The sequence below is a fragment of the Paenibacillus koleovorans NBRC 103111 genome (assembly GCF_004000845.1).
GTDB classification, from domain to species: Bacteria; Bacillota; Bacilli; order Paenibacillales; family NBRC-103111; genus Paenibacillus_AA; species Paenibacillus_AA koleovorans.
Genome location: NZ_BIMA01000017.1, coordinates 1 through 24,529, shown reverse-complemented (window position 1 = coordinate 24,529; position 24,529 = coordinate 1). Strand labels below are relative to the sequence as shown.

At 46.4% G+C, this 24,529-nt stretch carries 26 protein-coding genes, 1 tRNA gene and 2 pseudogenes; 20 read left to right on the top strand and 9 right to left on the bottom strand.

The genetic code is table 11. The features are described from left to right. Positions 1–63: 63 nt before the first annotated feature. Positions 64–924 (top strand): ATP-dependent DNA ligase, encoded by an 861-nt coding sequence (locus PKO02S_RS07975; protein ID WP_127581000.1) that lies wholly within the window; start codon positions 64–66, stop codon positions 922–924. A 42-nt stretch (positions 925–966) separates the two neighbouring features. Here PKO02S_RS07975 and PKO02S_RS07970 read toward each other — a convergent pair whose 3' ends face one another. Continuing rightward, complete coding sequence (locus PKO02S_RS07970) at positions 967–1,920, bottom strand: 3'-5' exoribonuclease YhaM family protein (RefSeq protein ID WP_127580997.1); 954 nt, start codon at positions 1,918–1,920, stop codon at positions 967–969. 191 nt (positions 1,921–2,111) lie between these two features. Here PKO02S_RS07970 and PKO02S_RS07965 point away from each other — a divergent pair, with 191 nt between their 5' ends. Next, positions 2,112–2,843: a restriction endonuclease gene (locus PKO02S_RS07965; RefSeq protein ID WP_127580781.1), complete on the top strand. Its 732-nt coding sequence runs from the start codon at positions 2,112–2,114 to the stop codon at positions 2,841–2,843. A gap of 24 nt (positions 2,844–2,867) precedes the next feature. Here PKO02S_RS07965 and PKO02S_RS07960 read toward each other — a convergent pair whose 3' ends face one another. Both PKO02S_RS07960 and PKO02S_RS07955 read right to left on the bottom strand, forming a co-directional pair. After that, a complete protein-coding gene (locus PKO02S_RS07960) occupies positions 2,868–3,332 on the bottom strand; it encodes a hypothetical protein (protein ID WP_127580779.1) in 465 nt (154 codons plus the stop codon). Positions 3,333–3,348: 16 nt separating this feature from the next. After that, the gene (locus PKO02S_RS07955) at positions 3,349–3,699 is read right to left on the bottom strand and encodes a hypothetical protein (RefSeq protein WP_127580777.1); all 351 of its coding nucleotides are present in this window, start codon (positions 3,697–3,699) and stop codon (positions 3,349–3,351) included. 609 nt (positions 3,700–4,308) lie between these two features. Between PKO02S_RS07955 and PKO02S_RS07945 the strand changes: the two genes are divergently transcribed. After that, positions 4,309–4,569, top strand: a complete 261-nt coding sequence (locus PKO02S_RS07945; protein ID WP_127580773.1) for a YolD-like family protein — start codon at positions 4,309–4,311, stop codon at positions 4,567–4,569. A gap of 293 nt (positions 4,570–4,862) precedes the next feature. Here PKO02S_RS07945 and PKO02S_RS07940 read toward each other — a convergent pair. The 3 genes from PKO02S_RS07940 to PKO02S_RS07930 all read right to left on the bottom strand — a co-directional run bounded on the left by PKO02S_RS07940 (position 4,863) and on the right by PKO02S_RS07930 (position 7,932). Beyond that, a tRNA-Thr gene (locus PKO02S_RS07940) sits at positions 4,863–4,934 on the bottom strand. 154 nt (positions 4,935–5,088) lie between these two features. After that, on the bottom strand, positions 5,089–7,146 hold the full coding sequence (locus PKO02S_RS07935) for a hypothetical protein (RefSeq protein ID WP_127580772.1): 2,058 nt from the start codon (positions 7,144–7,146) through the stop codon (positions 5,089–5,091). A gap of 429 nt (positions 7,147–7,575) precedes the next feature. Beyond that, complete coding sequence (locus PKO02S_RS07930) at positions 7,576–7,932, bottom strand: DUF192 domain-containing protein (RefSeq protein ID WP_127580770.1); 357 nt, start codon at positions 7,930–7,932, stop codon at positions 7,576–7,578. 99 nt (positions 7,933–8,031) lie between these two features. Here PKO02S_RS07930 and PKO02S_RS07925 point away from each other — a divergent pair, with 99 nt between their 5' ends. The 9 genes from PKO02S_RS07925 (at position 8,032) to PKO02S_RS07880 (ending at position 16,759) form a co-directional block, all read left to right on the top strand. After that, a complete protein-coding gene (locus PKO02S_RS07925; RefSeq protein WP_127580768.1) occupies positions 8,032–8,454 on the top strand; it encodes a TadE/TadG family type IV pilus assembly protein in 423 nt (140 codons plus the stop codon). Positions 8,455–8,465: 11 nt separating this feature from the next. Further along, the gene (locus PKO02S_RS07920; RefSeq protein ID WP_127580766.1) at positions 8,466–8,894 is read left to right on the top strand and encodes a TadE/TadG family type IV pilus assembly protein; all 429 of its coding nucleotides are present in this window, start codon (positions 8,466–8,468) and stop codon (positions 8,892–8,894) included. Positions 8,895–8,912: 18 nt separating this feature from the next. Beyond that, complete coding sequence (locus tag PKO02S_RS07915) at positions 8,913–9,812, top strand: type II secretion system F family protein (RefSeq protein ID WP_127580764.1); 900 nt, start codon at positions 8,913–8,915, stop codon at positions 9,810–9,812. A gap of 24 nt (positions 9,813–9,836) precedes the next feature. Beyond that, positions 9,837–10,757 (top strand): type II secretion system F family protein, encoded by a 921-nt coding sequence (locus tag PKO02S_RS07910; protein WP_127580762.1) that lies wholly within the window; start codon positions 9,837–9,839, stop codon positions 10,755–10,757. Positions 10,758–10,780: 23 nt separating this feature from the next. After that, positions 10,781–11,536 carry a Flp pilus assembly protein CpaB gene (cpaB, locus tag PKO02S_RS07905; RefSeq protein ID WP_127580760.1) on the top strand — a complete coding sequence of 252 codons (756 nt, stop codon included), beginning with the start codon at positions 10,781–10,783 and terminating at the stop codon, positions 11,534–11,536. 4 nt (positions 11,537–11,540) lie between these two features. Continuing rightward, positions 11,541–12,308 (top strand): CpaE/TadZ family protein, encoded by a 768-nt coding sequence (locus PKO02S_RS07900; RefSeq protein WP_127580758.1) that lies wholly within the window; start codon positions 11,541–11,543, stop codon positions 12,306–12,308. Between the two features lies 1 nt (position 12,309). After that, positions 12,310–13,677 (top strand): TadA family conjugal transfer-associated ATPase, encoded by a 1,368-nt coding sequence (locus PKO02S_RS07895; protein WP_127580756.1) that lies wholly within the window; start codon positions 12,310–12,312, stop codon positions 13,675–13,677. Positions 13,678–13,997: 320 nt separating this feature from the next. Next, positions 13,998–16,148 (top strand): polymorphic toxin-type HINT domain-containing protein, encoded by a 2,151-nt coding sequence (locus tag PKO02S_RS07885; RefSeq protein WP_127580752.1) that lies wholly within the window; start codon positions 13,998–14,000, stop codon positions 16,146–16,148. A gap of 59 nt (positions 16,149–16,207) precedes the next feature. Continuing rightward, a complete protein-coding gene (locus tag PKO02S_RS07880) occupies positions 16,208–16,759 on the top strand; it encodes an imm11 family protein (protein ID WP_127580750.1) in 552 nt (183 codons plus the stop codon). A gap of 62 nt (positions 16,760–16,821) precedes the next feature. Here the strand turns inward: PKO02S_RS07880 and PKO02S_RS07875 are convergent, their stop codons facing one another. The 3 genes and pseudogenes from PKO02S_RS07875 to PKO02S_RS33825 form a co-directional block, all read right to left on the bottom strand. Next, positions 16,822–17,112: a hypothetical protein gene (locus PKO02S_RS07875; RefSeq protein ID WP_127580748.1), complete on the bottom strand. Its 291-nt coding sequence runs from the start codon at positions 17,110–17,112 to the stop codon at positions 16,822–16,824. Beyond that, positions 17,113–17,640 carry a transposase gene (locus tag PKO02S_RS07870; RefSeq protein ID WP_127580746.1) on the bottom strand — a complete coding sequence of 176 codons (528 nt, stop codon included), beginning with the start codon at positions 17,638–17,640 and terminating at the stop codon, positions 17,113–17,115. 209 nt (positions 17,641–17,849) lie between these two features. Next, a pseudogene (locus PKO02S_RS33825) lies at positions 17,850–18,083 on the bottom strand (helix-turn-helix domain-containing protein); the annotation flags it as partial. Between the two features lie 256 nt (positions 18,084–18,339). On the opposite strand from PKO02S_RS33825, the gene PKO02S_RS07860 reads away from it, so the two are divergent. From PKO02S_RS07860 to PKO02S_RS07830, 8 genes and pseudogenes are all read left to right on the top strand, one after another. Continuing rightward, complete coding sequence (locus PKO02S_RS07860; RefSeq protein WP_127580742.1) at positions 18,340–18,738, top strand: hypothetical protein; 399 nt, start codon at positions 18,340–18,342, stop codon at positions 18,736–18,738. Positions 18,739–18,904: 166 nt separating this feature from the next. Next, on the top strand, positions 18,905–19,804 hold the full coding sequence (locus PKO02S_RS33160; protein WP_246066876.1) for a transposase: 900 nt from the start codon (positions 18,905–18,907) through the stop codon (positions 19,802–19,804). Continuing rightward, positions 19,749–20,327 carry a hypothetical protein gene (locus PKO02S_RS33155; protein WP_246066875.1) on the top strand — a complete coding sequence of 193 codons (579 nt, stop codon included), beginning with the start codon at positions 19,749–19,751 and terminating at the stop codon, positions 20,325–20,327. Before PKO02S_RS33160 ends, PKO02S_RS33155 begins: the two co-directional genes overlap by 56 nt. 112 nt (positions 20,328–20,439) lie before the next feature. Beyond that, positions 20,440–20,934 carry an RDD family protein gene (locus PKO02S_RS07850; protein WP_127580740.1) on the top strand — a complete coding sequence of 165 codons (495 nt, stop codon included), beginning with the start codon at positions 20,440–20,442 and terminating at the stop codon, positions 20,932–20,934. Positions 20,935–20,954: 20 nt separating this feature from the next. Then, the gene (locus tag PKO02S_RS07845; RefSeq protein ID WP_246066874.1) at positions 20,955–21,701 is read left to right on the top strand and encodes a tyrosine-type recombinase/integrase; all 747 of its coding nucleotides are present in this window, start codon (positions 20,955–20,957) and stop codon (positions 21,699–21,701) included. Positions 21,702–21,785: 84 nt separating this feature from the next. Then, complete coding sequence (locus tag PKO02S_RS07840) at positions 21,786–22,226, top strand: ATP-binding protein (RefSeq protein ID WP_127580738.1); 441 nt, start codon at positions 21,786–21,788, stop codon at positions 22,224–22,226. Positions 22,227–22,379: 153 nt separating this feature from the next. Further along, positions 22,380–23,687, top strand: a pseudogene (locus PKO02S_RS07835) (IS1380 family transposase); the annotation flags it as partial. A 249-nt stretch (positions 23,688–23,936) separates the two neighbouring features. Beyond that, positions 23,937–24,529, top strand: a 593-nt coding sequence (locus PKO02S_RS07830) for a hypothetical protein (protein WP_218033912.1), incomplete at its 3' end; no start/stop codon positions are given.

Genomic DNA, 24,529 nt, shown 5'->3' with positions numbered 1-24,529 from the left:
TTTCCAGTAACTTCAGATATCCCTACCGCCCCCTTCGGTTGTACGATTATATTGGTGATGCATATGTTTATTTCCCCCATGCTCCTAGAGACTTCGCAATCTGCGTTTTCCCATCCAGACTATATATTTGAGCCCAAAATTGACGGGCATCGGCTGATTCTATCCCGGCAAGGCGGAGATACGCGCCTATATACTCGCCACCACAATGACTGCACCATGAAGTATCCGGAGCTCTTCGATCTGGCCGAAGACAACATTGTTCTGGACGGCGAGGTCGCATGCGTCGATCGCTTAACTGGTGCCATTGATTTTGAATCGGTGATGGAGCGCTTCTCGGCGCGCAAGGCCGAAAAGGTGCTCAGGCCTTCTGCTACGCTGCCGGCCAACTACATCGTATTCGATGTGCTTCGCTACAAAGGGCAGGACCTTCGCGGCTGGCCGCTCATGCGCCGCAAGCAGCTGCTTTCCAGTATTGACTTCAGCAATCCTCGAATCAGCGTCGTGCCCTACATAGAGCGAGAAGGTAAGAGGCTGTTTGCTGAAATGGTGGATCGGCAACTCGAGGGGATGGTCGCAAAAAGGAAAGAGTCCGCCTATGTAACAGGACAGAGAAGCCCGGCATGGCAGAAGGTGATAAACTGGTCCTATTCAGAAGTGGTACTGACTGGGTGGAAGAAGTCGGAGTTTGGATGGCTTGCAGCTATCACGGATCCGGCCGGCCGGTACCGACCAGCAGGGGTTATTGAGCTTGGAGTGACACCGACTCAAAAGCAGGCATTCTACAGCGTAATCCGCCCGTTCGTGACGGGAGAGGACCGGGATCATGTTTATGTGGAGCCCTGGATTCGTGCCAAAGTGAAAATGAGAAATTGGACAAAGAGGGGCTTGCTTAGAAGTCCTGTATTTGTCGAATTTGTAGTATGAATTGCAAAGCCCCGCTGGGTTCAACCAACGGGGCTTCACTAATTACCAATTAATGCGATATACCGACTTATTCTCAATCACTCGTATATTCGCCGTCCAAGCCTCGCCCTCCGGCGTTGAATCCAACGCATCCTCGACAGCCTGCATCTTCGCGTCCAACTGATCGATGTAATGAAGCGCTACTGCCTCCGGGAGCTGCGGCTGAACCGGGCTGCCCCATTCCCCCGTATTGTGATGAGACAAAACCAAATGCTGCAGCACGACAACCTTTTCGTCCTCGGGATCCAACCCATGTCGATAGGCTGCCTCCAGAATCCAGTTGTTCGCCAAGGAGATGTGCCCGAGTAATTTTCCTTGATTGGTGTAGTCCGATACGATACCTAGCTCCGAAATCATTTCCTCTGGCTTTGCGATGTCATGCAGGATAATCCCCGCTTTAATCAGATCCGGTTTAAGGAACGTCCGCTGCTTGCAGATGAAATCGCCAAGCTCCAGCATCCGGCACATGTGGTAAGCAAGGCCGGCGAAGTAATTGTGATGCATCGATTTGGCAGCCGGGGAATGCAAGAGCTTTTCCTCGACCTTGGCCACACAGTACTCTACAATATTCCGGATCTGCTCATCCTGGATGCTTGCTGCAGCGGACTTGATTGTCTGTACGAGGTTATTCGGCTGCACCGGTGCTGATCGGATGAAATCCGTCACGTTTACCTTGTCGTCCGGTCTGGCCTTCCGCATTCTCCCAATTCGAAACTGAAGTTTATCGCGGTATGTCTGAACAGTACCCTCTACCTTAACGACATCAAATTGAAAGAAGGCTTCTTTATCAGCCGGGCTGACTTCCCAGAACTTCGCGGAAATATCCCCGCTTTTATCGCCCAGGACAATATCAAAATAGTCCTTGCCGCTGCCTTGTACTTGTTTCAATTGAATCTCTTTTAACAAATAAAATCCTGTGATCTCTTTTCCATCGGTGAATGTATTAATAAGCTTCATAGTCTGATTCACTTCAATCCCTCCATAAATTAGGAACTATTCTGCAATGATAAATGTTTTTTGTGCTGCGTGGCAATGGTGAAATGGGAAAAAAGTGCGATATTTTATGGCGGATGAATCGAAATGTAGCAGGAATCGAGAAACTTGTCGAGAAGTAGTTGATAACTTTTATGGAAGAAAGAGGTATTCGCATGGCTCGACGTAGAAGGAAGAAAAAAGAAGTGGATTTGGCAGAGGGGCTAGTCGGATTCGGACTGTTGGGGTCGTTCTACCTGTCCTATCAAGCAACTGGATCGTTTCAAGCTGCGGTCTTCATCACATCTGTGCTTTTAGGTGTCGCCATTGCTATTTTTGTCTGGATGTACATGGAGAGAGTGGAGAAGCTGAAGCGATCCGGTATAGCTGACATTGATAAAATGGACGGCCGGCAATTCGAATTGTACCTCGGGCATCTGTTCAGAGCATACGGATACGAAGTAAAGGTTACTCGAGCCGCCGGGGATTTCGGAGCGGATCTCGTAGTTTCCAAAGCTGAGAAGAAGATTGTTGTACAAGCAAAACGACATGCCCAGAATGTGGGGATCAGTGCTGTACAAGAGGTCCATGGATCGAAGAGCCACTATAGCGCAACGGAAGCTTGGGTGATTACAAACAGCGATTTTACTGATGCAGCTAGGGAGCTAGCACGATCAACCGGCGTCCGCCTCATAAATCGAGGTGAGCTTGTGGAAATGATCTTGAAATTGAATCCCAAAGGAACTCCAGCAAAAGCATCTACTCCAAAACAAGTAATGGAAGCTGAGCCGATCAAAACGAAAACATGTAGTCGCTGCGGCAGTGCAATGGTTCTGCGGAAAAGTACACGAGGAGAGTTCTACGGCTGCAGCAGCTTTCCGAAATGTCGGAATAACATACAAGCATAAAAACGCTCTGCCACCAGGCAGAGCTTATTTCTTTCTCGCATTCCACTCCCGTACATTGCGGTTGGTATGCAGTCGCTTGCACTCATCAGAGCATGTTGTCCTACCATCAACTGGTTCAAACACTTTTTGGCACCACGCACAAATATTGCTCCGCTTGCGGCGCTTGGGATTTCTGGTGGGATTTATGCGCTCCTTATTCTCGTGGTAAAACTCGATCGATGTGTCCCGGTCATATTCTTTGGCGTGGATCGGCTTGCATGTTTGGCAAAATCGCTGTAGCCCTCCGGCCACGACATAATCATTGCCGCAGCGCTCGCATTGATCGGTACTGCCGAGCGGTCTGCTCACCATGCCGGCGCGTTGTTTACGTTTATGCAATGCGTCGGCAATTTTTGTTCGCTCATATCGGCAGGTCGGGCAGTAATACGCCCGAGGGCCACCTTCGAAACTTGCACTGCATTGTTTACAAGTACGCGGTAGTAGGGCCATAATTATCTCTCCTTGATTATTTACGACCATCCCGGTAGTCTTCGATCTGCTTGTACGTCCAGATCGGTCCACTTGCAAGCTGGCTCAGCGGTGCAGGGAACGATCCGCGTTGGATGTACGTGCTGACTTTCCGTTTATCCCAACCAAGAATCTCTGCAGCTTCAGCCAATCCCACTAGTGGGGGGATAACCTTACCCGCACTCTCTGGACGTTTTTTTCCTTTAGCATCAAAAAAGTTTTGAAGGAAGCCGATTACATCAAGAGCGAATTTCTCGTTCGCGATCCGACTCGCCCACTCTGCATCGTTCGCCGTTTTGATTTTTTCCTCGTCATACCCCTTGTAGTACAAGTCCTTTCCAAGCTTCACAGTCCAGTATTGCCACGGCGTTTTTCCGTCCGGTTGAAGTCCCTTGTGCTCGATTACGGTGTACTCAGTGATATTAATTGTAGATCACCCTTTCGAAATGTATGACTTTATCATACATGCGTTGTATGATAAAGTCAACAAAATAAATATTGATTATTTTAGTCGTGTTATTATAAAATGGGAACAAACGTTCCTGTGAGGTGTCATATGGAAAAGTACATCGGCCGCAATATTGTAATAATCTATCTGGATAAACACGGAAAAATCACGCAGCGCAGGGTGGAAGTCAGATCGGTAAAAGGGAGCAGAGTAAGGGTTTACTGTCTCTACAGGAAGGCGCCGCGGGTGTTGCAGTTGGAGAACATTCTGGCCGTTCGCCTCGTTAAAAATGCTGTCTGATCGCGAGCGCAAGCTGCTGCGGATTACGTGGAGCTTGTACAACAACTCTTGGACCAGAGTTGATTTTGTCACCCTCTGCCGGCTTTCCGGTAGGACCCCGCAACAAATAAGAGAAGCGATTAACGGTTTGATCGAGAAGGGCTATGTGGAAGCGGAGCCCGGGAGGTTTCGCGTAATCCGAGCTTGGGAATAGAAACGGAGGAGAGTTATATGGCAAAATCAACAGGTAAAAACCCCATTCCTAAACGTCCGACACGAGATGAATTCGAATTAGAAGAGCTAGGAACCCAATTAATTGAAGCAAAGGATGAAGACGCCGAGGTCTCCTTACAGGTGTGGGGTGAGAATGAGCTTGTAGTAGGCAGAATTACTGATCTTGATTCAAGAACCAAACTTGTCCACGTGGAGCGACACGGGGCTTTGCGGAAAGTGCCGTTCCTAAACATTATGAAAGTAAGCAGCGCTTCATAATAATTACCGCCTATAGCGGTCGAATAGTGAGATCTCGATCAAGGACTGCAAATCCAGTCCGGACTATATCGGGACTCTAAGAAGAGACCACGACAAACTGCGGTTTGAGGGGTCTCTTTTTTCTGTTTTTATTTTCCCGCCGTCAATTCAAATCAACACCAGCGAGGAGAAATTTGATTAATAATCCGCTTTAGTTGACTAAAGGTTAGAAGAATGTTAGAAGTTCGCTCGAAAATAAGAAACAGCGCGACGCCCCTTGGTCGGGTAGCCGCGCTGTTAGTGGGATCTTGCTATGCTGATGAGAGGAGTCGAACCTCCGACCTACGCATTACGAGTGCGTTGCTCTGCCTCTGAGCTACATCAGCTTGTACGTGTGATTGAAGCGTACTTTTTCTATCATACTCATTTTTCGGATGTTGTCAAACCCAAAAACAGGAAAAAAGAGCGGCAGGCCAAACCTGCGCGCCCTTTGCTTATTTTCCGCTCAGTATACCCGTTCGAGGCCGCTGCAGCAACCCCTTACCAAGCATCCGCCGTCGCCTTGATCTTCATATTGTCGAAGGAGGCGGTACCGTTCGTCACCGTGATGTTGTTGTTGCCGATGTATGTCCGCACCACGTTCGAAGCGGTCGCCGGGGATGTGAACGTCAGCGTCTTGCTGGTCCAGGTCGTGTCCGTGAACGTCAGGCTGGCGATAATCGCGCCGGTCGTCTCGTTCTTAATGTACACCTTGCCGCCTGCGCCGGAGCCGTCCGTTTTGCCCATGAAGGTCAGCGTATAAGAGGTCGAAGGGAGCCAGCCCTCCCAAGTCTGGTTCATCAGCATATCGGCGGAGCCGTTCGCTTTAATTGTAGCGCCGTAGCTGCCCTCGTACTTGTTCGTGCTGTCCAGATACGCGTTCGCCGAAGTGGCGTTCACACGGTTCCATTGGGCCGGTTGAGTGGCGTCAAGGGAGTATTTCATCTCGAAACCTTGATTGACGATTTTCGCGCGGTCCCACTTCATTATATTAGACAAGTTCAATAGCTCCACGGTGGACACTGGCGTGTAGGAGCGGAACTGCTCGGATGAAATGTTGAACACGCGTTTGTCGAATTGCGACAGCTCGGTCCAGACGGACATGTATTTCGTGAAGGAGCTGTCGCCGGTGCCGTTCACATACTTGGTTGCAACCGGTGCCGTAAGCGAACCGTTCCACATGTGCTCCGTCAGCGCGTCCGTGAATTTGTCCATATCCGCCGCGGTGAAAATTTCGCCATGGCGGTACATCTCGAGCGCGAGCGCGAGGTCGATGTTGGCGTGCGAGGTGTCCTCTTTGCCGCTGGAGGAGTAGGAGTAGTTCCACGAATAAGCCGTGCCGTTGGCCGTCAGGCTGTTCTTGAAGTACTGGGACGCTTTGCGGGCGCGGTCCAGGTAAGTGGCGTTGCCATTGACGTCGTACATCACGATGAGCATGTTAATGAAAGCAAGCGCTTGGTTATAAGGAAGGTAAGTCCAAGTGGAGCCGTGCGCGAACGCATCGTATTTGGTCGATTGCTTGTAGAAGCCGGTCGTTCCCGAGATGGAAGCCCATGTGTTGCCGATGTAGCTGCTGCTCTCCCAACGCGGGATGATGTGGTCCTCCAGCAAGTCTTGGTACGTGTTTGCGTTGGAAAGGTATGCGGCTTGGAGCGCGGGCTTCTGGTGGATCAGCCGGACGAACTTCGCAATCGCCGTGCCGATCATGCCGTCATGCACCATATAAGGAACCTTCGCGCTGACCTTGACATTGTCGTAGTAGGCGATGCCCCCGGGGACCGTGTATGTTTGATGACCGAGCCAAACCTCGAGGATGTGACCGGCCGCAGCTGGCGTGCGGAATTCGAGCGTCTTGTATTCCCAGTCCGTGTTCTCGAAATTGATCGAGGCGATCACAGTACCGGTTGTTTTGTCGCGTATGTAGGCGCGGCCTTTGGCGGCGGAGCCGTTCGTTTTGGCGTACATGCGCAGCACGTATAGCGTGTCGGGGGCGTATTGATTGAGCTGCTGGTAAAGGCTTTGCCATTTGGTGCCCGTGGGCTCGGTGTGGATTTTGACGCCGTAGCTGCCGGTTACTTGAGGAGCGTGGTCAGTGGAACGGTAGGCGGTGGAGCTGGTCGATTGGAAACGAACCCAGTTGGCAGGCAACGTGCTGTCGCCGGAAGCGCCGGTCTCGAAATCCCAGTTGTCGTCCTCGACAGGCGAGTAGGTGGAGGTGCTCCAGCCAAGATAGCCGTCGTTGTCGATGTCATCGGCGTTGGCGACGATCGTGTCGGCGTGGGTGGTGAATTTGTCAAGCCAGGAGGTGCTGCCGGTCAAGCTGTAGAGGTCGAGATAGCTGTTCAGGATATAGCTCTCGCCCCAGGCCAGGTTGCTGCCTTCCGTAGAGGTATAAAGGGTGTTGCCGATGCTGCTTTCCAGGGCGGTGTACTTGTCATACCAGATGTTGTTGGAGGCTAGAGCGGGGGCCGTCAGGCCGAATAGCATCGTGCCGATGACGGTGGCTTGTACGAGCAGCTTGCTCTTGCTTTTGAAGCGTTCAAGGCGGTTCCAGTTCACTAAGATTCCTCCTTTAATTTGGGTGAAATCGCAGCCTGCGCGGATGCCTGACTTTGAAGTGAGATGGGTTGCCTCCTTTCGAGTATGGGGTGGTTGATGGGACATGTGGGAAGCGAGTGGAACATACATTCAGGCATACAAGTGTTAGTCCTGTCTCTTCGGAGGCGTCACCTTCCTTATATTGGGATAGTTTTATTGTATACAGGTATGGTACATATTACAACAATTAGTTATTATCTATTACTTCTTAACTAGAAAGAAGGGACAAACAGATTACAGGATTCAAATCGACAATATTAGGGAATTTGCCAAAAATCGACAAATATCTCCTTTGTAATCGACAATTCTCTCGCCACTCACATCAAAAACAACTCCGTTTACTGCATTAGCATGCAAAAATGATGGGGAAAATGGTATATCTATGTTGCATCATGTTGCATCTTTGATCAGACAATAATCCTGCATCTTAATACCTAATCTTTGAATGGTTCCCTCACGAAGTTCAATGACTTGTTTAGATCCTGAAATATGCTTCCCGATTCTATTAGGTCTCATACTTTGGATGAAGTATATGATTTGATTGCTGGAATCTAGAAATAGAACATCAATTGCCATTTTCATGCCGAAAGTGTGAACAGACGAGCATGGTCTAATAATTAGTGCTTCTTCCTCATGCACTTGGTTTTTACCAAGCCAGCCCTTAAGTCGACTTATAAAAGTATCCGCTATAGTCACTCTGCTTGCTACATATTTTTCTTGTTGATCGGAACAGATTATTAATTTCATAGCTGAAAATGCTCTCCTAATACTTTTTTGCTCCTATCATCCCACAAAACAGTTCAGAAGAATATAGCTTTCTTCACTTATGGCACAGGGGGCCAACGAATGTTAAAACGCCTAAAGCTGCTCCGCTCCAATAAAGGTCAAGCAACTATTGAATTGGCCATCATTCTTCCAATCATCCTTTTGCTTGTCATGCTCATTATCTATGTGGGAATGTTCGTATTCTCCAAAAGTGTTACTGTGCTATCCATTCACCAAGGAGGAAGAGAGGGTCAATTCATATGGCATCTGGATCTGTCTCAAGACAAGAAAGAAGAAAGGGTAAGAACAATTATTCGAGAATCTCTCTCCAGCTTGCCAAACGGTTCAAATTCAGAGATATCAGTTTACGACGATCTACAAGGGAAGATCACAATTACAGTAATTTATTATTTCAAAATGAACCTTCCGTTTTTAGAAGACATCACGGGATATGATGCAGTCCCGATCAGAAATCAACTGGTATACAGATATACAACCAAATAGGAGAATCCCCCATGTTAAAAGATCGTCTTAAGTCCTTTAGGGCAAGTAATGGATTCACTACAACATTCTTTGCTGTCTTAATGCCAGTTCTGATTCTTATCCTAGGCTTGTGTGCAGATGGCAGCATCATTATATACAACAAGATCGCTTTGGATACAGCTACCGATGCTGCAGCGGTATCTTCTTCCGATTCTTACAATCGTGATCTTTGGTGGACCCCTCCACACATTCTGGAACTTAGAAGAGACGCTGCGGAGAACATCGTTCGTGATGTTCTTCAACAAAACATGCCCCGAGCCAGGCTTGTAAGTCTGGAGATTCTTCCGAGCAAAAAAGAGTGCAAGATTGAGACGGTGGCAGAGATACCTATGTTTTTCATGAAACTTTTCCAAATAGAATCTTATACGATCAGAGCAAGCTCTATTGGCCGTGTCTACTGATATAGGAGGACCCACTCAATGATACTGTCGATTTCCTGTTTAACTTTCTTACTTGTACTTCTTTATTTGCTGCCGCTAGACGAACTATTTCCTACCAGACATCTGCGCAACACGGTAAACGTAATCTTGTCTCACAAACCTGCAAAAAATATGGCTAATTCCCCCTTGCTTAAACTATTGGTCCCCCTCCTTAACCGAATAGCACGACTTATAAAGATCGACCCCTATGCCCCCAAATGGAGAAAGTACAGAGATGATTTGCAAGTTGCCAATTTGGAGCACTTGCTTACCTTAGAACAATTAATAAGCATTAAGTACTTGGTTTCAGTTGCGATTTTCATTTATACCCTGCTGTTGTTAGCTTTAGATTTTTCGATTGAAGTCCTTTTACTGGCCGTAGTCTTGGTATTCCTGGGTTACTTTCTTCCCGACCAATGGTTAACCATAAGAGTCAAGAAGAGAAGAGGGGACATTCAAAAAGAGCTTCCCTCCATCTTGATATCCCTGGCTGTTACGACCGATGCCGGGCTGACCCTGTTCCAGGCGCTGGAAGAGATATGTCATCGAAAACAAGGAGCTCTTACCGACGAGATCAAAAAAACGCTCCAAGAAATATCGGTTGGAATCCCCCAGAAGGAAGCCTTCCAAAATATGGCGGATCGAGTACTCGTGGAAGAGTTGACGTTGTTCGTCTCAGCCTTAATTCAAACATTAGAGAAAGGCTCCTCAGGGATCACACAGGTGCTTAGAGAACAAGCTACTGAAGCCTGGTCGAATAGGAAATCCCGAGCCAAAGAACTTGGTGAGAAGGCGTCTATCAAATTGTTTATGCCACTAATCGGGTTAATCCTACCTGCGCTTATGATTTTTCTATTGAGCCCTGCCATATTTGCCATTCTCAAGTTTTTCGTCTACTAGCAACGCATTGGGGGAGGTCGAGACATGGTTCTGCTGATAAGCTGTTTTGTCGGATTAATAGTCTATATTGTTTTTTTGTTCATTCTATCTCTACTAGAGGGTAATAGAGGGTCGCGCGGACACATAAAGCGATACTTCGACCATATTAGAGGAAAGGAAAAGAAAAGAGTCACTATCGTCAATAAGCTGCTCAGATTGAGTCCGGACCAGCAGCAGTATGCATTCGATGCCAAAAAGTATTTTTACTACTCACTCCCGGCATGCCTAGCGATCTTCTTATTCATGACCTTTATGCTCAGGACTTGGGAGATTTCATTAGTGATTGGGTTAGTTGGCCTTTACTATCCGAGATTGATCATCTTGAGTCGAATTAATAAGCGAAGAAAACAATTGAATATGCAGTTGAAGGATGCCATGTATTCGCTCTCGACTTCGTTAAAAGCCGGTTCTTCTTTGCAGAAAGCTATTGAAAGAAGCGTTGCAGATCTGCAACGAATCTTTTACAGAGATAAAGACGCTCCAATAGTACTGGAGTTCAAGAAAATGTCAGAGGACTTAAACATGGGGTACACCATTGAAGAGGCACTTACCGCGTTCCGTGATCGCGTTCAATTGGAGGATGTGAATGATTTCGTCAATGCTACGCTGATAGCCAAGAATCGAGGTGGCAATCTAACCGAGATCTTCACCAATATTACCCGAGTCATTAGCGACAAAATCGAGATTAAGAACGAAATTAATATTTTGACGGCTGGAAAAAAGATGGAATCCAAAATTTTGTCGTTTATGCCGATTGGCATCGTGGCCTGCCTTACCTTATTGTCCCCTGACTATATGGAGCCGATGTATAGCACCTTTCTTGGCAAAGTATTGATGATTGTTGGTTTTATATTCATTGTTCTGAACTATTTTATTAGTCGCAAAATAGTAAATATTGAAGTGTAGCTGATCCAGGAGGGCAGAAATAAGTGAACAGGAATCTGTGGTTGAAATCATTACTAGGAATAGTGCTGTCTGTTTGTATCGCCTTTTATGTAAACGTTTATTTGAAATCATTACGGGAAGAAGTAGCTGTCGTTGTAGCTGCAAAGGATATTTCCCCCGAAACTAAGATCTCTGCAGATATGCTAACCACAGTAAAAGTGAACACAATGGATCAAAACCTGCTAGTGCCTAACGCCGTTCTTCAACTAAGTGATGTGGTTGGATCGATCGCAATGACCAAAATCAAAGCAGGCAGTGTAATCCAGAAGGAGCCTACTCAAATTATGGCGCCGATCGATTATTCTAGCAGTACATCGCCGGCATCGGGAGACGTTAAGAAATCATTTTTCATTCCGCCGGATAAACGAATCATCACACTTAAGCTTGATGGAGAAGGCTCCGTTGCATTCGCACTTAAGAAGGGAGATAAAGTGGATGTCATTTTCACCTCGATGGCTAGTGAAACCAACGGCATCTATTCTTCTCTGATCCTGCAAAAAATTGAAGTGTTTGACGCGGAAGTGATTGCGGATAAGGATAAGACAGCCAGTAATACGGCCGTTATGCAAAATGTCACCCTTCTGGTGACTCCGCAAGAAGCGCAGGATCTGGCATTGGCCAAAAGAAAGGGGAAGATCGATCTTGCTTTAGTGCCGGCCACCACTACAGGTGCGAACAATGCTGAGATGCCAATAAACCCTACGTACCCAACTAAATTTACGACTAATCGACCGAGGTGATTTCATGAAGAAGCAGTCGACGATTCTTGTCACATCTCCCCAAGGGGGCTCGGGCAAATCCACGATCGCATTAAATACAGCCTTGCATTTTGCCAATATGAATATGAAGGTGTTGCTGATCGATATGGCATGTTATGGGAGTTTGCCCTCCATGCTAAAGATACCGATACGCGGCAAAGGAATGTCTAGTTTAATTACTGCCTTAGAGCAGAACGAAGGGAAAATCCATCCAGAACAGTTCTCCTCCTATTTCAGAGATTCCTTGATGGTGTACGAAGGGGAAAAGAACTTGCATCTTCTGCTGAGCGCATCGCCACTCAAGATGGAGAAGCTAACGATCGGCTACGTGCAAGCCATCATCCAAGCTGCCAGAATGGAGCATTACTCTGCGATCATTATTGATACTTCTTCCGAATTGTGTGAACGAAACATCGGATGTCTGGAGCAAGCGGATTGTATTCTAATTCCTACCCTGCAGGATGTGACATCGGGCTGGAAGACGATTCTATTCAAAGAAATCTTGGAAAGCTTGAATATCGACCGGGACAAAATCTCCGTTATTGTGAACCGCTGCACCAAATACTCAGGGTTCAATAACCTGGAGTACCGGGATGAGCTTGGATATTCTTTACTCGCAGAGATACAAGACGTATCTAAAAAGGCACAAAAACATATCAACAATGGTGTTCCGATTGTAAACTCGGGCAATAAAAGAGCGGCTATGCCATTCAGGAATTTGTCCAATCAGCTCTTAAAGAAGTTAGGAGGGTAATATGAGCGTTGAGCAACTCATTCAGGACAAGCAGAAACGGTTTCTAGAGGCGGAAGAGCGGCAGCAGACAGAAGGATTGGATAAGAAGCACGATGTGTATCAAAGAGTCCGACAGCGAATTTCAGAAAACCGAGATCTATTCGTTTCAGGACTAAATCAAGATTTGGAATACATACGCAACATGATATGGAGAATCATTGAAGATGAGATGGAATTTAATAGGAGAGAGTGGACGTTAAATTCCTACGAACGGGCAGAAATTCTAGAGCAGTTAATGCATACCATGTTCGGTTATGGAATTCTGGAGAATCTGATCCACGATCCGAGCGTGACCGAAATCATGGTCAATGGGTTAAGCAAAATCTTTATCGAGAAGGATGGCAAGTTTCACATTGCTCGTGATCGGAGAGGAGTGCCACTTAAATTTAATAACAATGAGGAATTAATGCATGTCATTGAGAAGATCGTCTCGCCCATTAACAGGAAAGTCAATGAAAGTGAACCTATCGTCGATGCTCGGCTGCCGGATGGCTCAAGGGTAAACGCAGTTCTTCATCCCATCGCATTAGACGGTTCTACTCTAACCATTCGGAAGTTTCCTCAGAAACCGTACACAATGAATCAGTTGGTAGAGTTCGGCACATTGGACAAAGAGTTGGCGGATTTCTTGAAGAAATTAGTATACGCCAGATATAACATCATTATCTCGGGGGGCACAGGTTCGGGCAAAACAACCTTTCTCAATGCGTTAAGCATGTTCATCCCAAGTAATTCCCGAGTCATAACAATCGAGGATGCCGCTGAATTAAAGCTGCTCGAAGCGGAAAATCTCATTCGTCTGGAAACGAGACCTCCCAATATGGAAGGCAAGGGAGAAATTCGAATGAGGGATTTGGTGAGGACGGCCTTAAGAATGCGTCCAGATCGAATCGTCGTAGGTGAAGTCCGATCTGGAGAAGCGCTAGACATGCTACAGGCTATGAACACCGGCCATGACGGCTCACTATCAACTGGCCATGCCAACTCGGCGGTGGATATGCTGAGTCGACTTGAGACGATGGTGCTAATGGCGGGGCTGGAATTGCCGGTCGCTGCCATCCGGAAGCAAATCGCTTCTTCCATAGATATTATTGTGCACCTGAGCAAACAAAGGAATGGCAAGAGAAGAGTGGTCGAAGTCATCGAGATCACTGGAATCCAACAGGGCGAGATCCAAACCCAATCGCTGTATGAATGGGACGAGATACTTCAAAAAGTGAGAACGACCGGCAACAAAATGCGGGATATGGAGAAGTTCGTTGGAGCTGGGCTCGCAATGGACTGGAAGGGAGGTGAGACTATTGAAGAGACTGGTGAGTATGTGGGTTAAAGCAAATTACTATCTGGACAATTGGAAGAGAGAGGAGAAAGGACAGGCTCTAAGTGAATATGCGATTATTGTCGGCGTTATTGCAGTTTTGATTATTGCCACGCTAATCCTATTCAAGGACGCTCTGAAATCCGTATTTACGAGAATTATTAATTCCTTGAATGGGGTAGGGACATAAGCGAGGGGGCAAGAAGAGGTGCATAACCCGGTGTCTTTGGCGAGTCCTGAGTTAACGCCCTTCTCACCCTTATTCAGTATACGCAATTTTTCGTTGGGAAGTTGCATTATTTTTTAAATCACAATGTCCTTGGAGGCTTACTATGATCTTTGATAAATTAATAAAAAGCTTTAAGAGGAAAATAATCCCTCTAATATGCTTATTTGCTGTACTCACTTCATTAATTCCTATTAATTTAGTAAATGCTGATGGGCCGCCACCAAAACCGACCACTCCTGGGTATGCTGAGGTTAAAGACGAATATGCAGGAGATGGGTACTGGTATTTTGATGTTTGGGATTGGGAATTACTTACAACAGTGAAATCACGTCAAGTGTATAACGGACATTATGAGCCGACTGCGACGTGGATTAACTATAGTTGTCACACGGAATATCAAGATGTATGGGTGAACTATTGGGAAGAAGGCGCTTGGTACTGGGTGAACTATTGGGAAGAAGGCGCTTGGTATTGGGTTAATTATTGGGAAGATGGGAACGGAAATTGGGGAGGAGGATACTATGAATGGGTTGTAACATCATGGGGCGGTGGGTACTATGAATGGGTAGTGACAGCATCAGGTGGCGGATATTATGAAAGTCAACCCTATGAAGTATGTACTGGTGGGTATTACGAATATGGTCAAGTTTGGGTAGATGCATGGATAACGGAATATTATAACGACTATCAATGGGTGTATACAACTAGTTCTTCATTTTTAAAATTTACTGGAGAATTTCCTGCATCTGGTGGTGGTTCGGGAAATCCAGGTGGAGGAACCGGCAGTAGTGGTAGTTATGGGGAAGCTTATACTAATCCTAATACAGCTCCCACTATGCCTGATCTGCATGATTGTGCATATGGAAACTTTCAATTTATTGAAACTGGATGGGTGTATACAGGCTATTGCTCAGAATATGGTCCTCCATATCTAGCCGGTCCTACACCACCTCAAGAAACAAGTGTAATAGAAGGAATATGGGATGACATCAAGAGCCTTGGATCGCTCGCATATCACTTTGCAAAAGGGATTGTTAAGGGGATATACGGTTCCTTAAAAGGAACCTTTGAAATGATTAGACATCCAGTAGATACCCTTCGTGCAGTATATGAGATGGCTCATAGTTTATATAAGTGGGTAACTACATTTGATGAATCATATGTGGAACCACTTATTGATGCACTGGGGAATCAAATCATTGATATAAAAAATCAATGGACAAGTGGAAGTGGCAACGATAGGGCAGAGCTTATTGGAAAGATGGTAGGCGAAACGGCTACTTCTGTAATTGGTGCCAAAGGCGCAAACGTAGTGCTTTCCGAATTAAGACATTTTAAAAAGATCATTGATTTAGTTCCTTGTCATTGTTTTACTGCGGGGACTCTAGTCACAACTGACACCGGAGAGAAACAAATCGAAGAAATACAAGTTGGAGATATGGTTCTTGCCAAAAATGTTGATTCCGGAGCAGTTTCTTATAGACGGGTAGATATGTTGTTTAGAAAAGAAATTTCGGAATCTTGGAATATTAAAGTTGGCAATGAAACAATAACAACAACAGACGAACACCCTTTTTGGGTGAAGGATAAGGGTTGGGTAATTGCAAAAAACCTTACTGTTGGTGATCTTGTCGAGACAAGTGATGGGCATAATATTGCAATAGACAGTATTGAAGTAAAACCCGATCATGCAACAGTCTATAATTTTAGAGTCGAAGATTTTCATACTTACTATGTTTCCAATTTGAAGATTTTAACTCATAATACTAGTTGTCCGAATTATTGGTCAAATGTAGTAGGACAGCGTAACCCTACATCGTCAAGTGGGTCAAACTCTGAAAGACTTGCCCATGCTTTGGGATCTGTGGGATTATCGAGGCCAGATCCGATTCCAAGTAGGGGCATAACAAACTGGGAAGCCCACCATATCGTTCCTGCAGGAGAGCAATATTTAAGTGCCGTACAAGCTAGAACGATCCTGGGGAATTATGGGATTGATGTGAATTCACCAGTAAACGGTGTATGGCTTCCTAAAAATCCAGGAGTTGAGTTTACTTCTGTGGAGTGGTCAAGTAAAATTGCAACTCATAATGGAAGACATATCTATTCCTACTATGACTATGTAGCTAGTGAATTAGATGCGGTTGTTCAACAAGGGGGGGCTTTTAGTACCATTCAAAGCAATTTGCAAACCGCTATACATGATATAAGAATAAATTTAATGAATGGCAATATCGTTTTGCATAATTATTAAAAAGTATTGCTGCGACTCCTGTTGTACCTGGAGTCGCAGCAAATTAAGGAGAGATTACAATGAAAGTTTGGATTCTGAGTGGGACAATTGATATAGGTAACGAAATTTTAAATTATGATAATGTACAACAAGGGTTGGATATTATTAAGTTTATAGGAAGAAGCAGGGTTTCTATTCAGAAAAGTTGGAATGCAGTTTCAATAAATTCAATAGAAAAAGGTGAAAAGTTGGATTTTCACAAGGAACTGAGAGTGCCAATCCTTAGTAAGGATGCAGTTCAAGTAATTCAAGAATTAATCAAGGACATGGCCGAAATTCTTCCGTTAATACACCCTGACCGGGAGTATTTTGTTCTTAATATACTTAATATAATTGATTGTATTGATGAATCAAAAATACAGTTTACTTCATACCCGACTGGTACAATTAAGGCATATACGAAGTGGGAGTTCAAGAAGGAAATGGTAGCAGGTCAGCACATTTTCAAAGCGACTTACCATACTGTTCGAGATGTACCGGTAGACATTATTTTTGTTTCAGATGAATTCGTTGAGAAGGTCGAAAAAAGTAAATTAAAAGGGTTTTACTTTACTGAAGTTTGGAATGGATAAAAATGTTGATGTAATAAGCTAGACAACATTTCAGAAATCCGTACCTATCAAAAAAAGGAGCCCTACAGGTTGACGAGGGCAAAAGAAAACTGGTCGATCAGCAGGCGAGTCAAAGCTTGAGGCGCGTCGGTAAACGGAGTCGGCTCCCATTTTCCTCGGTGATCTGCCATGCTTAATCCGAAAGTTCGCGTATCGATTACGCTCAAACGGGCGCGATTCACACGTTCACCGCCCTCGGTTGAAAATAGAATCAAATGCTGTCCGCGGGGGCGCACCTGAATATGGGAAAAGCCGTTCGCCTCCAACAGTTCTTCGACTTCATCGCCAATGGCTTCGAGGATCATCTTGTCCATTTACATCGCCTCCTGGTCTTGGATCGGGTATCCCCGGAAGGTCCAATGAAACGGATGCCCGTCTTTGTCGTTCCAGCGTCGGATAAAGGCCATCACTTTTTGCCGAAGATCGGTTTTGGAGATGAAACTGTTGTGACGCAGACAGCGTTTGTACAGAATTGAGAAGAAAATCTCAATCTGGTTCACCCATGAAGCGTGCAACGGCGTATAGTGAAACGCAAATTTGTTGCCGTGCTTCTCATTAAAGGCCGTCCACCGCTCGTCGGTGCCGTCGTAATGGATATTTAAATTGTCCCATACGATGATGATTTTCCGACAATGTCGGTAACGTACAGCAACCTGATCCATGAACGCAAGCAGGTCGTCGGCCTTGCGATGATCGCCGCAAGACGCCACCACTTCGCCCGTCTTGACGTCAAAGCTGGCCAGCAGCGCCTGCGTACCGTGACGGATATATTCGTATTCGATTCGACCCGCTCGGCCGATCCGCGGTAACTGCGTTTCGTATTTCTTTTCATTGGCCTGCATGCGGTCTTCTCATCGACACAGCAAAGCGCCACATCGTCGGGAAGATCGGCGTGGTACAGCCCGACAATGTCATTGACTTTTTCTTTGAATTGCGGGTCCTTGCTGTGCAGCCATAACGTGTGTCGATGCGGTTTGAGAGCGTTTTGTTCGAGTGTACGCCATACGCTGGAGCGACTCATGCACGGTCCTGTGACGTTCTGCTGGACGGCCTCCGTCAACGTGTCGTAGGTCCATATAACCTGACCAGCTAACCCGTAGTGTTCCGGTTGGTCACAGGCAATGGCAATGACCTCGCATCGTTGTACCGCATCAAAGGTAGCTGGCGCGCCTGTACGCGGCGCATCCTCCAAGCCGGGAATCCGTCCGCTGACGAAACGATCCCGCCATTTGCGTACCGTTTTGGGCGTCACATGGACTTCCCGGGCAATCTGGCTTACGGGCATTCGCTCGACAGCCAACTTCCAGATGAGGGTGGCTCGCTGTTTCAGACGAAACGCTATCTTCTGACCCAGCATCATTTTTCTGATCCGTTTCCGTTCTTTGGTCGTTAAGCGAATGCCGTTCATTTGGCTCACCTCTGCGAATAGGGCTTTCTTTTCATTACCCCGTTTTCGTGAGAGGCCTTACAGCTTTCCTTTTATTTCTTAGGGAACGAACTTATAGAATGCTGTACTAGTGTGGAGGATAGTAGGAGGACCAATGAAGAAAATATTATTATGTGCAGGATTGATTATGTTATTTGTGGTAACTATTTCAGTGTACTTAAAACTTAACTATAAAAATACTGCATCAAGTCAAAGTTTAGATGGAACTCAACAGATTCATTTAGTGCAGGATGAACAAACGATCCAAATCAAGGAAGACAAGTCTAGCGCCGAAGATATACTGAAAGTGGCACATGAATACAAAATAGATACCACTGATTTGTCGAACGATGAAATATTGCAAGAAATTTCGGCGAGACGTAAATCCAAAAATGATTTTTTTTACGAAGAAGCAAAGCGTTACAATATTGATACTACTAATTTGACTGTTGAAGAGATAATTGAAATTGTAAAAAGATTGAATCTTCAAGAGTATTTAGGTCAGACAAAATAGATATTATCTGGACAGTTAAAAGTTCTTGTTGAAAATGAACGCATAGAAAAATAACCCAATCGAACGAATCTGTGGTATCCTTACGGTTCCTAGGCCAGAAAGGAGAGTAGATCGCAGAAAGGGTTACTGTGTTAGTTTACCCGATTTCGTTACGATCGACCATACCATGCTGAAATTTATCAATGAAGTTTTGTCCGCATTTCGAAGTTGCTTCTCCCGAGTCGCTGCATACGAATGGTTCGTCGTGATCGTTGTCGGTCTCATGGTGCGTTCCGATCATCTCGGAGTGACCTCGATCGTGCGGGATCTGGCGCTGGATCCGCGTCACTACGAGTCGATGCTTCATTTCTTCCGTTCTGCCGCCTGGTCGCTGGAATCGCTGCAACTCGCTTGGTACAACGCGGTGAACCGTCACGCGCCGATCGTACGCTTTCTTGGACGTGTCTTACTGGTTAGCGATGGCATGAAGAAGTCCAAAGAAGCCAAGTACATGCCGGGTGTGAAAAAATTGCATCAGGATTCCGAGAATTCATCGAAAGGCGAATACATTTTTGGTCACTTCTTCGGCGCGATTGGCGTGCTGGTCGGCACGGCGGAAAAATGGTTTTGCTTGCCTCTGTTCCTCAATCTGCAGGACGGTGTAAAAGCGATCTTGGGTTGGGAAGATGCATCCGAGGAGCGGCAAGCTTCCCATGTCGTGCAAGTGATCAATCAAGCGTTCACGGCTGCGGGTGTCTTTGGCCGGGCGCTGCTTCTGCTTGACCGTTACTACCTGTCTATTCCCGCCCTGCAACGGCTGACCGAAGGCAATCATTCACGTGCGTCCGACGTACACATCGTGACCCGAGCCAAGATGAATGCCGTGGCCTACGAGATGCCCGCCGCGGGGGCGTCCGCCAAAGAAAGGCAAGATGGTGAAGCTCGCCGCGTTGTTTCAGTCACGTGCAGCCGATTTTCAAACGGCCACAGTGAGGCTCTACGACAAAGAAGAGACGGTATCCTTTCTGTGTGTGGATTTGTTATGGGGCCAGGGTTTCTACCAGAAACTGCGTTTTGTACTCGTTAAGCAGGACGAGCGCTTTTCGATATTTGTCAGCACCGACCTGACGTTTGAACCGATGCAGATCCTCACCGCATACGGTTACCGCTTCAAGATCGAATGCACGTTTAGGGAAATGAAGCAAGTCATCGGCGCATTCGGCTACCGCTTCTGGAGTTCGGCAATGCCGAAGCTCAGCCGCTATCGTCGGAAAGGCGATCCGGATCCTTTGGAGCGTGTGACCGAAGAGCAGCAGCGAAAGCGAATTCGTTTGACCTTGCAAGCCATCGAAGGATTTGTCATGTGCAGTGTCATCGCAACGGGACTGGTTCAGTTGATCGCTTTGCGCTTTTCCGGGCAGAAGCCGGGTTTGTTTTTCCGCTATCTCCGCACGCCCTCCAAGTCCGTCGTCTCGGAGGCAACGGTTGTCGCCTATTTTCGCAAATCGATTTTTAGCCTGTTTGCCCAAAATTCGCAGCTTTCACTAACCCAAATTATTCGTTCCAAGCAAAAAACAGCCTTGCCTGACGCTAATTCGCTTGTTTCTTAAAGATGTAAAACTTTTGACTGTCCAGATATTATTAATATTATAGAAAAAAATGCTAAGGATAAAAGGTTAGAACAGTTCGTGGAATATTTCCTGTTGAGGGGTAGTGAGTTGTATGAGTGTTAAAGATATTACACAAAATTACGGAATCGGAATTCTTCTGCGAAGATGGGTTGCGCTCTGGTTAGACGGAGCCATCATGTTCGGCTTTTTGGTCTTAGTTGAGATCATGATTGGTAGAGAGTGGTATTCTAATTCACTTGGTCTTTGGATAGTGTGCTTAATAGCATATTTCTTTTTACTTGAGGCAAAGTACGGTCAGACCCTTGGTAAGTGGGTAATGAGGATCATAGTTGTAACCGAGGACGGAAAAACACCGGGTTTTGTAAAATCGATAATTCGAAATATAGTGAAATTACTGGAAGCTAATCCCTTAATGTTCGGAGGGTTGCTTGCAGGTATTGTTTCATGGATATCTTCAAACAAGCAACGTATTGGTGATAAGTGGGCAAGGACGTACGTTGTAAGAGTGAGTGATCTAACTAGACGGTCTATTTCAAAAAATGACGATTCGATGAGAAAACTAATCCAAGAAATTCAATCCGAATAAGAGTTTAAAGTGGCACAAGAGTGAATAAAAATAATTGCTATCCAGAAATTTTATTGGAAAGCCAAAAGATACTGGGGATTCCCTTTAAGAAAAAGCAACAACCGACCATACCGCATCTCACGTTGGCGCAGCTCACCCATTTATTTGAACAGCCCAGTTCAGCGACGAAGAAAGGTCGTCGCGATTTGACCTTGATGGTTGTCCTCTATGATGCTGGCGCAAGGGTACAGGAACTGATCGACCTCAAGGCTTGTGATGTGAGATTGACTCAACCTGCGACCATTACCTTGACCGGAAAGGGTAACAAGAAGAGGAACATTCCGATCATGGCCAAGACCAGAAATCTTCTGGAAGGCTACATGACAGAGAACCATTTGCTTGATCCGGGACGTCAGCAAAGTCCCGTTTTCTTTAACAGCCGTTACCAGGCGTTTACAAGGCCCGGCATTACTTATTTGCTCGACAAGTACTTGAAGCAAGCAAAGCGTAACCACCAAGACGAAGGATTCCCAGATTCGCTGCATCCGCATATGCTCAGGCATTCCAAGGCCCTTCACCTGTTGGAATCGGGCGTGAATCTGATTTACATTCGGGATTTACTGGGGCATGTCAGTGTGACGACAACGGAGATTTACCTGAAGTTCGATACGGAGGTGAAACGAAAGGCTTTAGAAGCAGCTTATCTCCAAGTGACGAGTCCAGACACGCCCGCTTGGGAAGAGAATACCGATATTCTGCAATGGTTGCAGAATTTTTGCCGTCCATGATTGTTATGGAAAGATTTTCGGTAATGATCCCTGGCCTGTGTGGATGTATTCGAGAATCTTTCCATAAACAAATTCTTTCGATAATTGCCGTTATGGAAAGTTTTCCATAACGGCAAGACGCATCTGGCCATTGCGGCTGGACTTCGCGCCTGTGAGCTCGGCATGACGGTGAAATTCTACACCGTCGCAGAACTGGTGATGCGTCTGGCCGAGGCTAAACGAGCAGGTACACTCGAGAGACTCTTGAGCGAAATTCAGCGCTGCCAGCTCCTGATTTTGGACGAGTGGGGTTACATCCCAGTCGACAAGGAGGGCTCGCAGTTGCTGTTTCGTGTCATTGCGGACAGCTACGAAAGCCGCAGCTTGGTCATTACGACCAACCTCGAATTCTCCAAATGGGGCTCTGTCTTCACGGACGACCAAATGGCTGCCGCCATGATTGACCGTCTGGCGCACCACGGGCACTTGCTTGTGTTTGAGGGCGAGAGCTACAGAATGAAGCATGCTCTGATGAAAGAACGCTAGGAGGCGCTATGATGATGACGAAAACAGATCGAGTCGATTTGTCTGAAATGGAAGCCGCTATTGAGCGGCTACGAGAAGAAATTCAGCGATTACAGGCAGAGCGTGACGCTCTTCAGCTGGGGAATCTTGCGTTGTACAGGAAGCTGACGGAACCCGTTTTTTGGTCTTGCGCTCATCGGCTTGCTCTTATCGCAAACCCAAATCGCCAATCGTCTCGTTCGCTGTGTTCTTCCCGGTGCTGTTCAACCTACCGTCACTCATGGAGAGGTTCTGTTCGCTTACCTTGGTCTGCTCTGCCAAGGGAAAAGCGATTTCGATCAGATTGAACCGTTCCGGGCGGATCGCTTTTTCTCCAAGGCACTCGGAATTCGGCATGTCCCGTCGTCGCCCACCCTTCGGCAACGTCTGGATCTGGCGGCCGCGCATAGTTACGATTGGCAAACGATTTTGCTGGAGGAGTCTGCCGATTTGCTCCGTTCGCTCCAGACTCCACTCACACCGGTTCGGGCCACAAACCGCCAAGGCATCGCGGAGGAATGGCTGCCGCTCGATCTGGACGTTTCTCCGTTTGACAATAGCGACACCCGAAAGCAAGGCGTCTCCCTGACGTACAAGAAGGTGGACGGCTACTCTCCGTTTTTCGCCTATCTGGGTCAGGAGGGCTATGGGGTCAATGTCAATCTGCGAGAGGGCAAGACTCATGTGCAGAAAGAAGCGGACGCGTTCCTGACCCAAAGCTTGGAATTCGCTCGCCGGGTGACCGACAGGCCGCTGCTGGTACGGATGGATGCCGGCAATGATGCGCTGGTGAACTTGAACGTGTGTTTGGAGCAAAACGTCGACTTCCTTGTCAAGCGCAACCTGCGCCGGGAATCGCCGGAAGAATGGTTGCTTATCGCCAAGCAAGACGGTATGTGCTGTGAAGAACGAGACGGCAAGAAGGTCTATCTCGGCTCCATGACTTGGACGGACAAAAACCTGAAGCGTCCGATCCGTGTGGTGTATCAGGTCATCGAGCGCACGATCGAAGCCAACGGCCAACTGCTGCTTGTGCCTGAAATCGACGTTCAGGTTTTCTTTACGACCCTGACGTGCTCGCCTTGGCAGGTCATTCAGCTTTACCGCGATCATGCGACCAGCGAGCAATTTCATAGCGAGTTGAAGACGGATTTGAATTTGGAGCGACTACCCTCGGGTAAATTTGCGACCAACGATTTGGTGCTTTGTGCCGGTCTGGTTGCCTACAACCTGTTGCGGATCATTGGACAACTGTCCTTGCAGGCACCTGATGCCCCGGTGAAGACGAAAGGGAATCGTCGACGTGTGAAGACCGTGATTGACAACCTCATCTGGCTCGCCTCGCGGATGGTCGAGCATGCGCGGCAAACGAAGCTCCGTTTTGGTGTCCATAGTCCGTGGTTTCCTGTTTTCCGCCGTATGTATACGGTATTGTCGGGCTGATCAAAAGCAAACGAATGTTCGAAACGACGTCTGCACCTCGCAGGCTCTAGTTTGTCATACCTATTTTCGAGGTTATCCACTACTTTCTAATTTTTGAACCTGGGCTGTTCCACACCTTTACCTCGAATGCAGTTGTTTCACGGATTCAGGAGATTGATTTACAAACAATTAGTTTGCTCTGATATAAATCTAACTCTTACTAGTAAGAGTTAGATTTATATCATCATACACACTGAGGTGGAAACCATAATGAGAAACAGATACATAGTAATTACATTTTCTCTGATTATTGTAGGTGCGTTGTTATGGGGATTTGTGCTTCGTTCTGACAAAGGCCATGAAACTGCAAGTTATTATTCACCAACTAGCACACCTACTAGCACACCTACTAGCACAACAATTGCAACAAATACTAACAATTCCTCACAAGACCCAGTTAAGACTTCTCCACCAAAAAACACAGATTCACCCGCACAATCAGAGTCAAATCAGTCAGATATTAAGTTTATTTTTGATAAAAAATTAGGTGAAGTTATCTCCATTAAAAATCAGGAGGAATATATAACGTTACAATCAAAATTTCGGGCATTTGGAAAGCCGAAACCAAATCCACAATATAAAAAAGATCAAAAAGATGAAATGGCAATGGATTTCATTGAGATGTATTTTCGTGACAGTACACAAAACGAATATAAGCTCAATTTGAAACCTTATGCGGTAGGAGAAGCAAGGAATGAGATAGATCAGCTTGAAGATGGTTTTACTTACGGGATCAAGGGAATAGCCGTTATAGTTGGTCCAATTGAGGAACAACCCAGTGATGCACTTAGGAGTTCGATTAC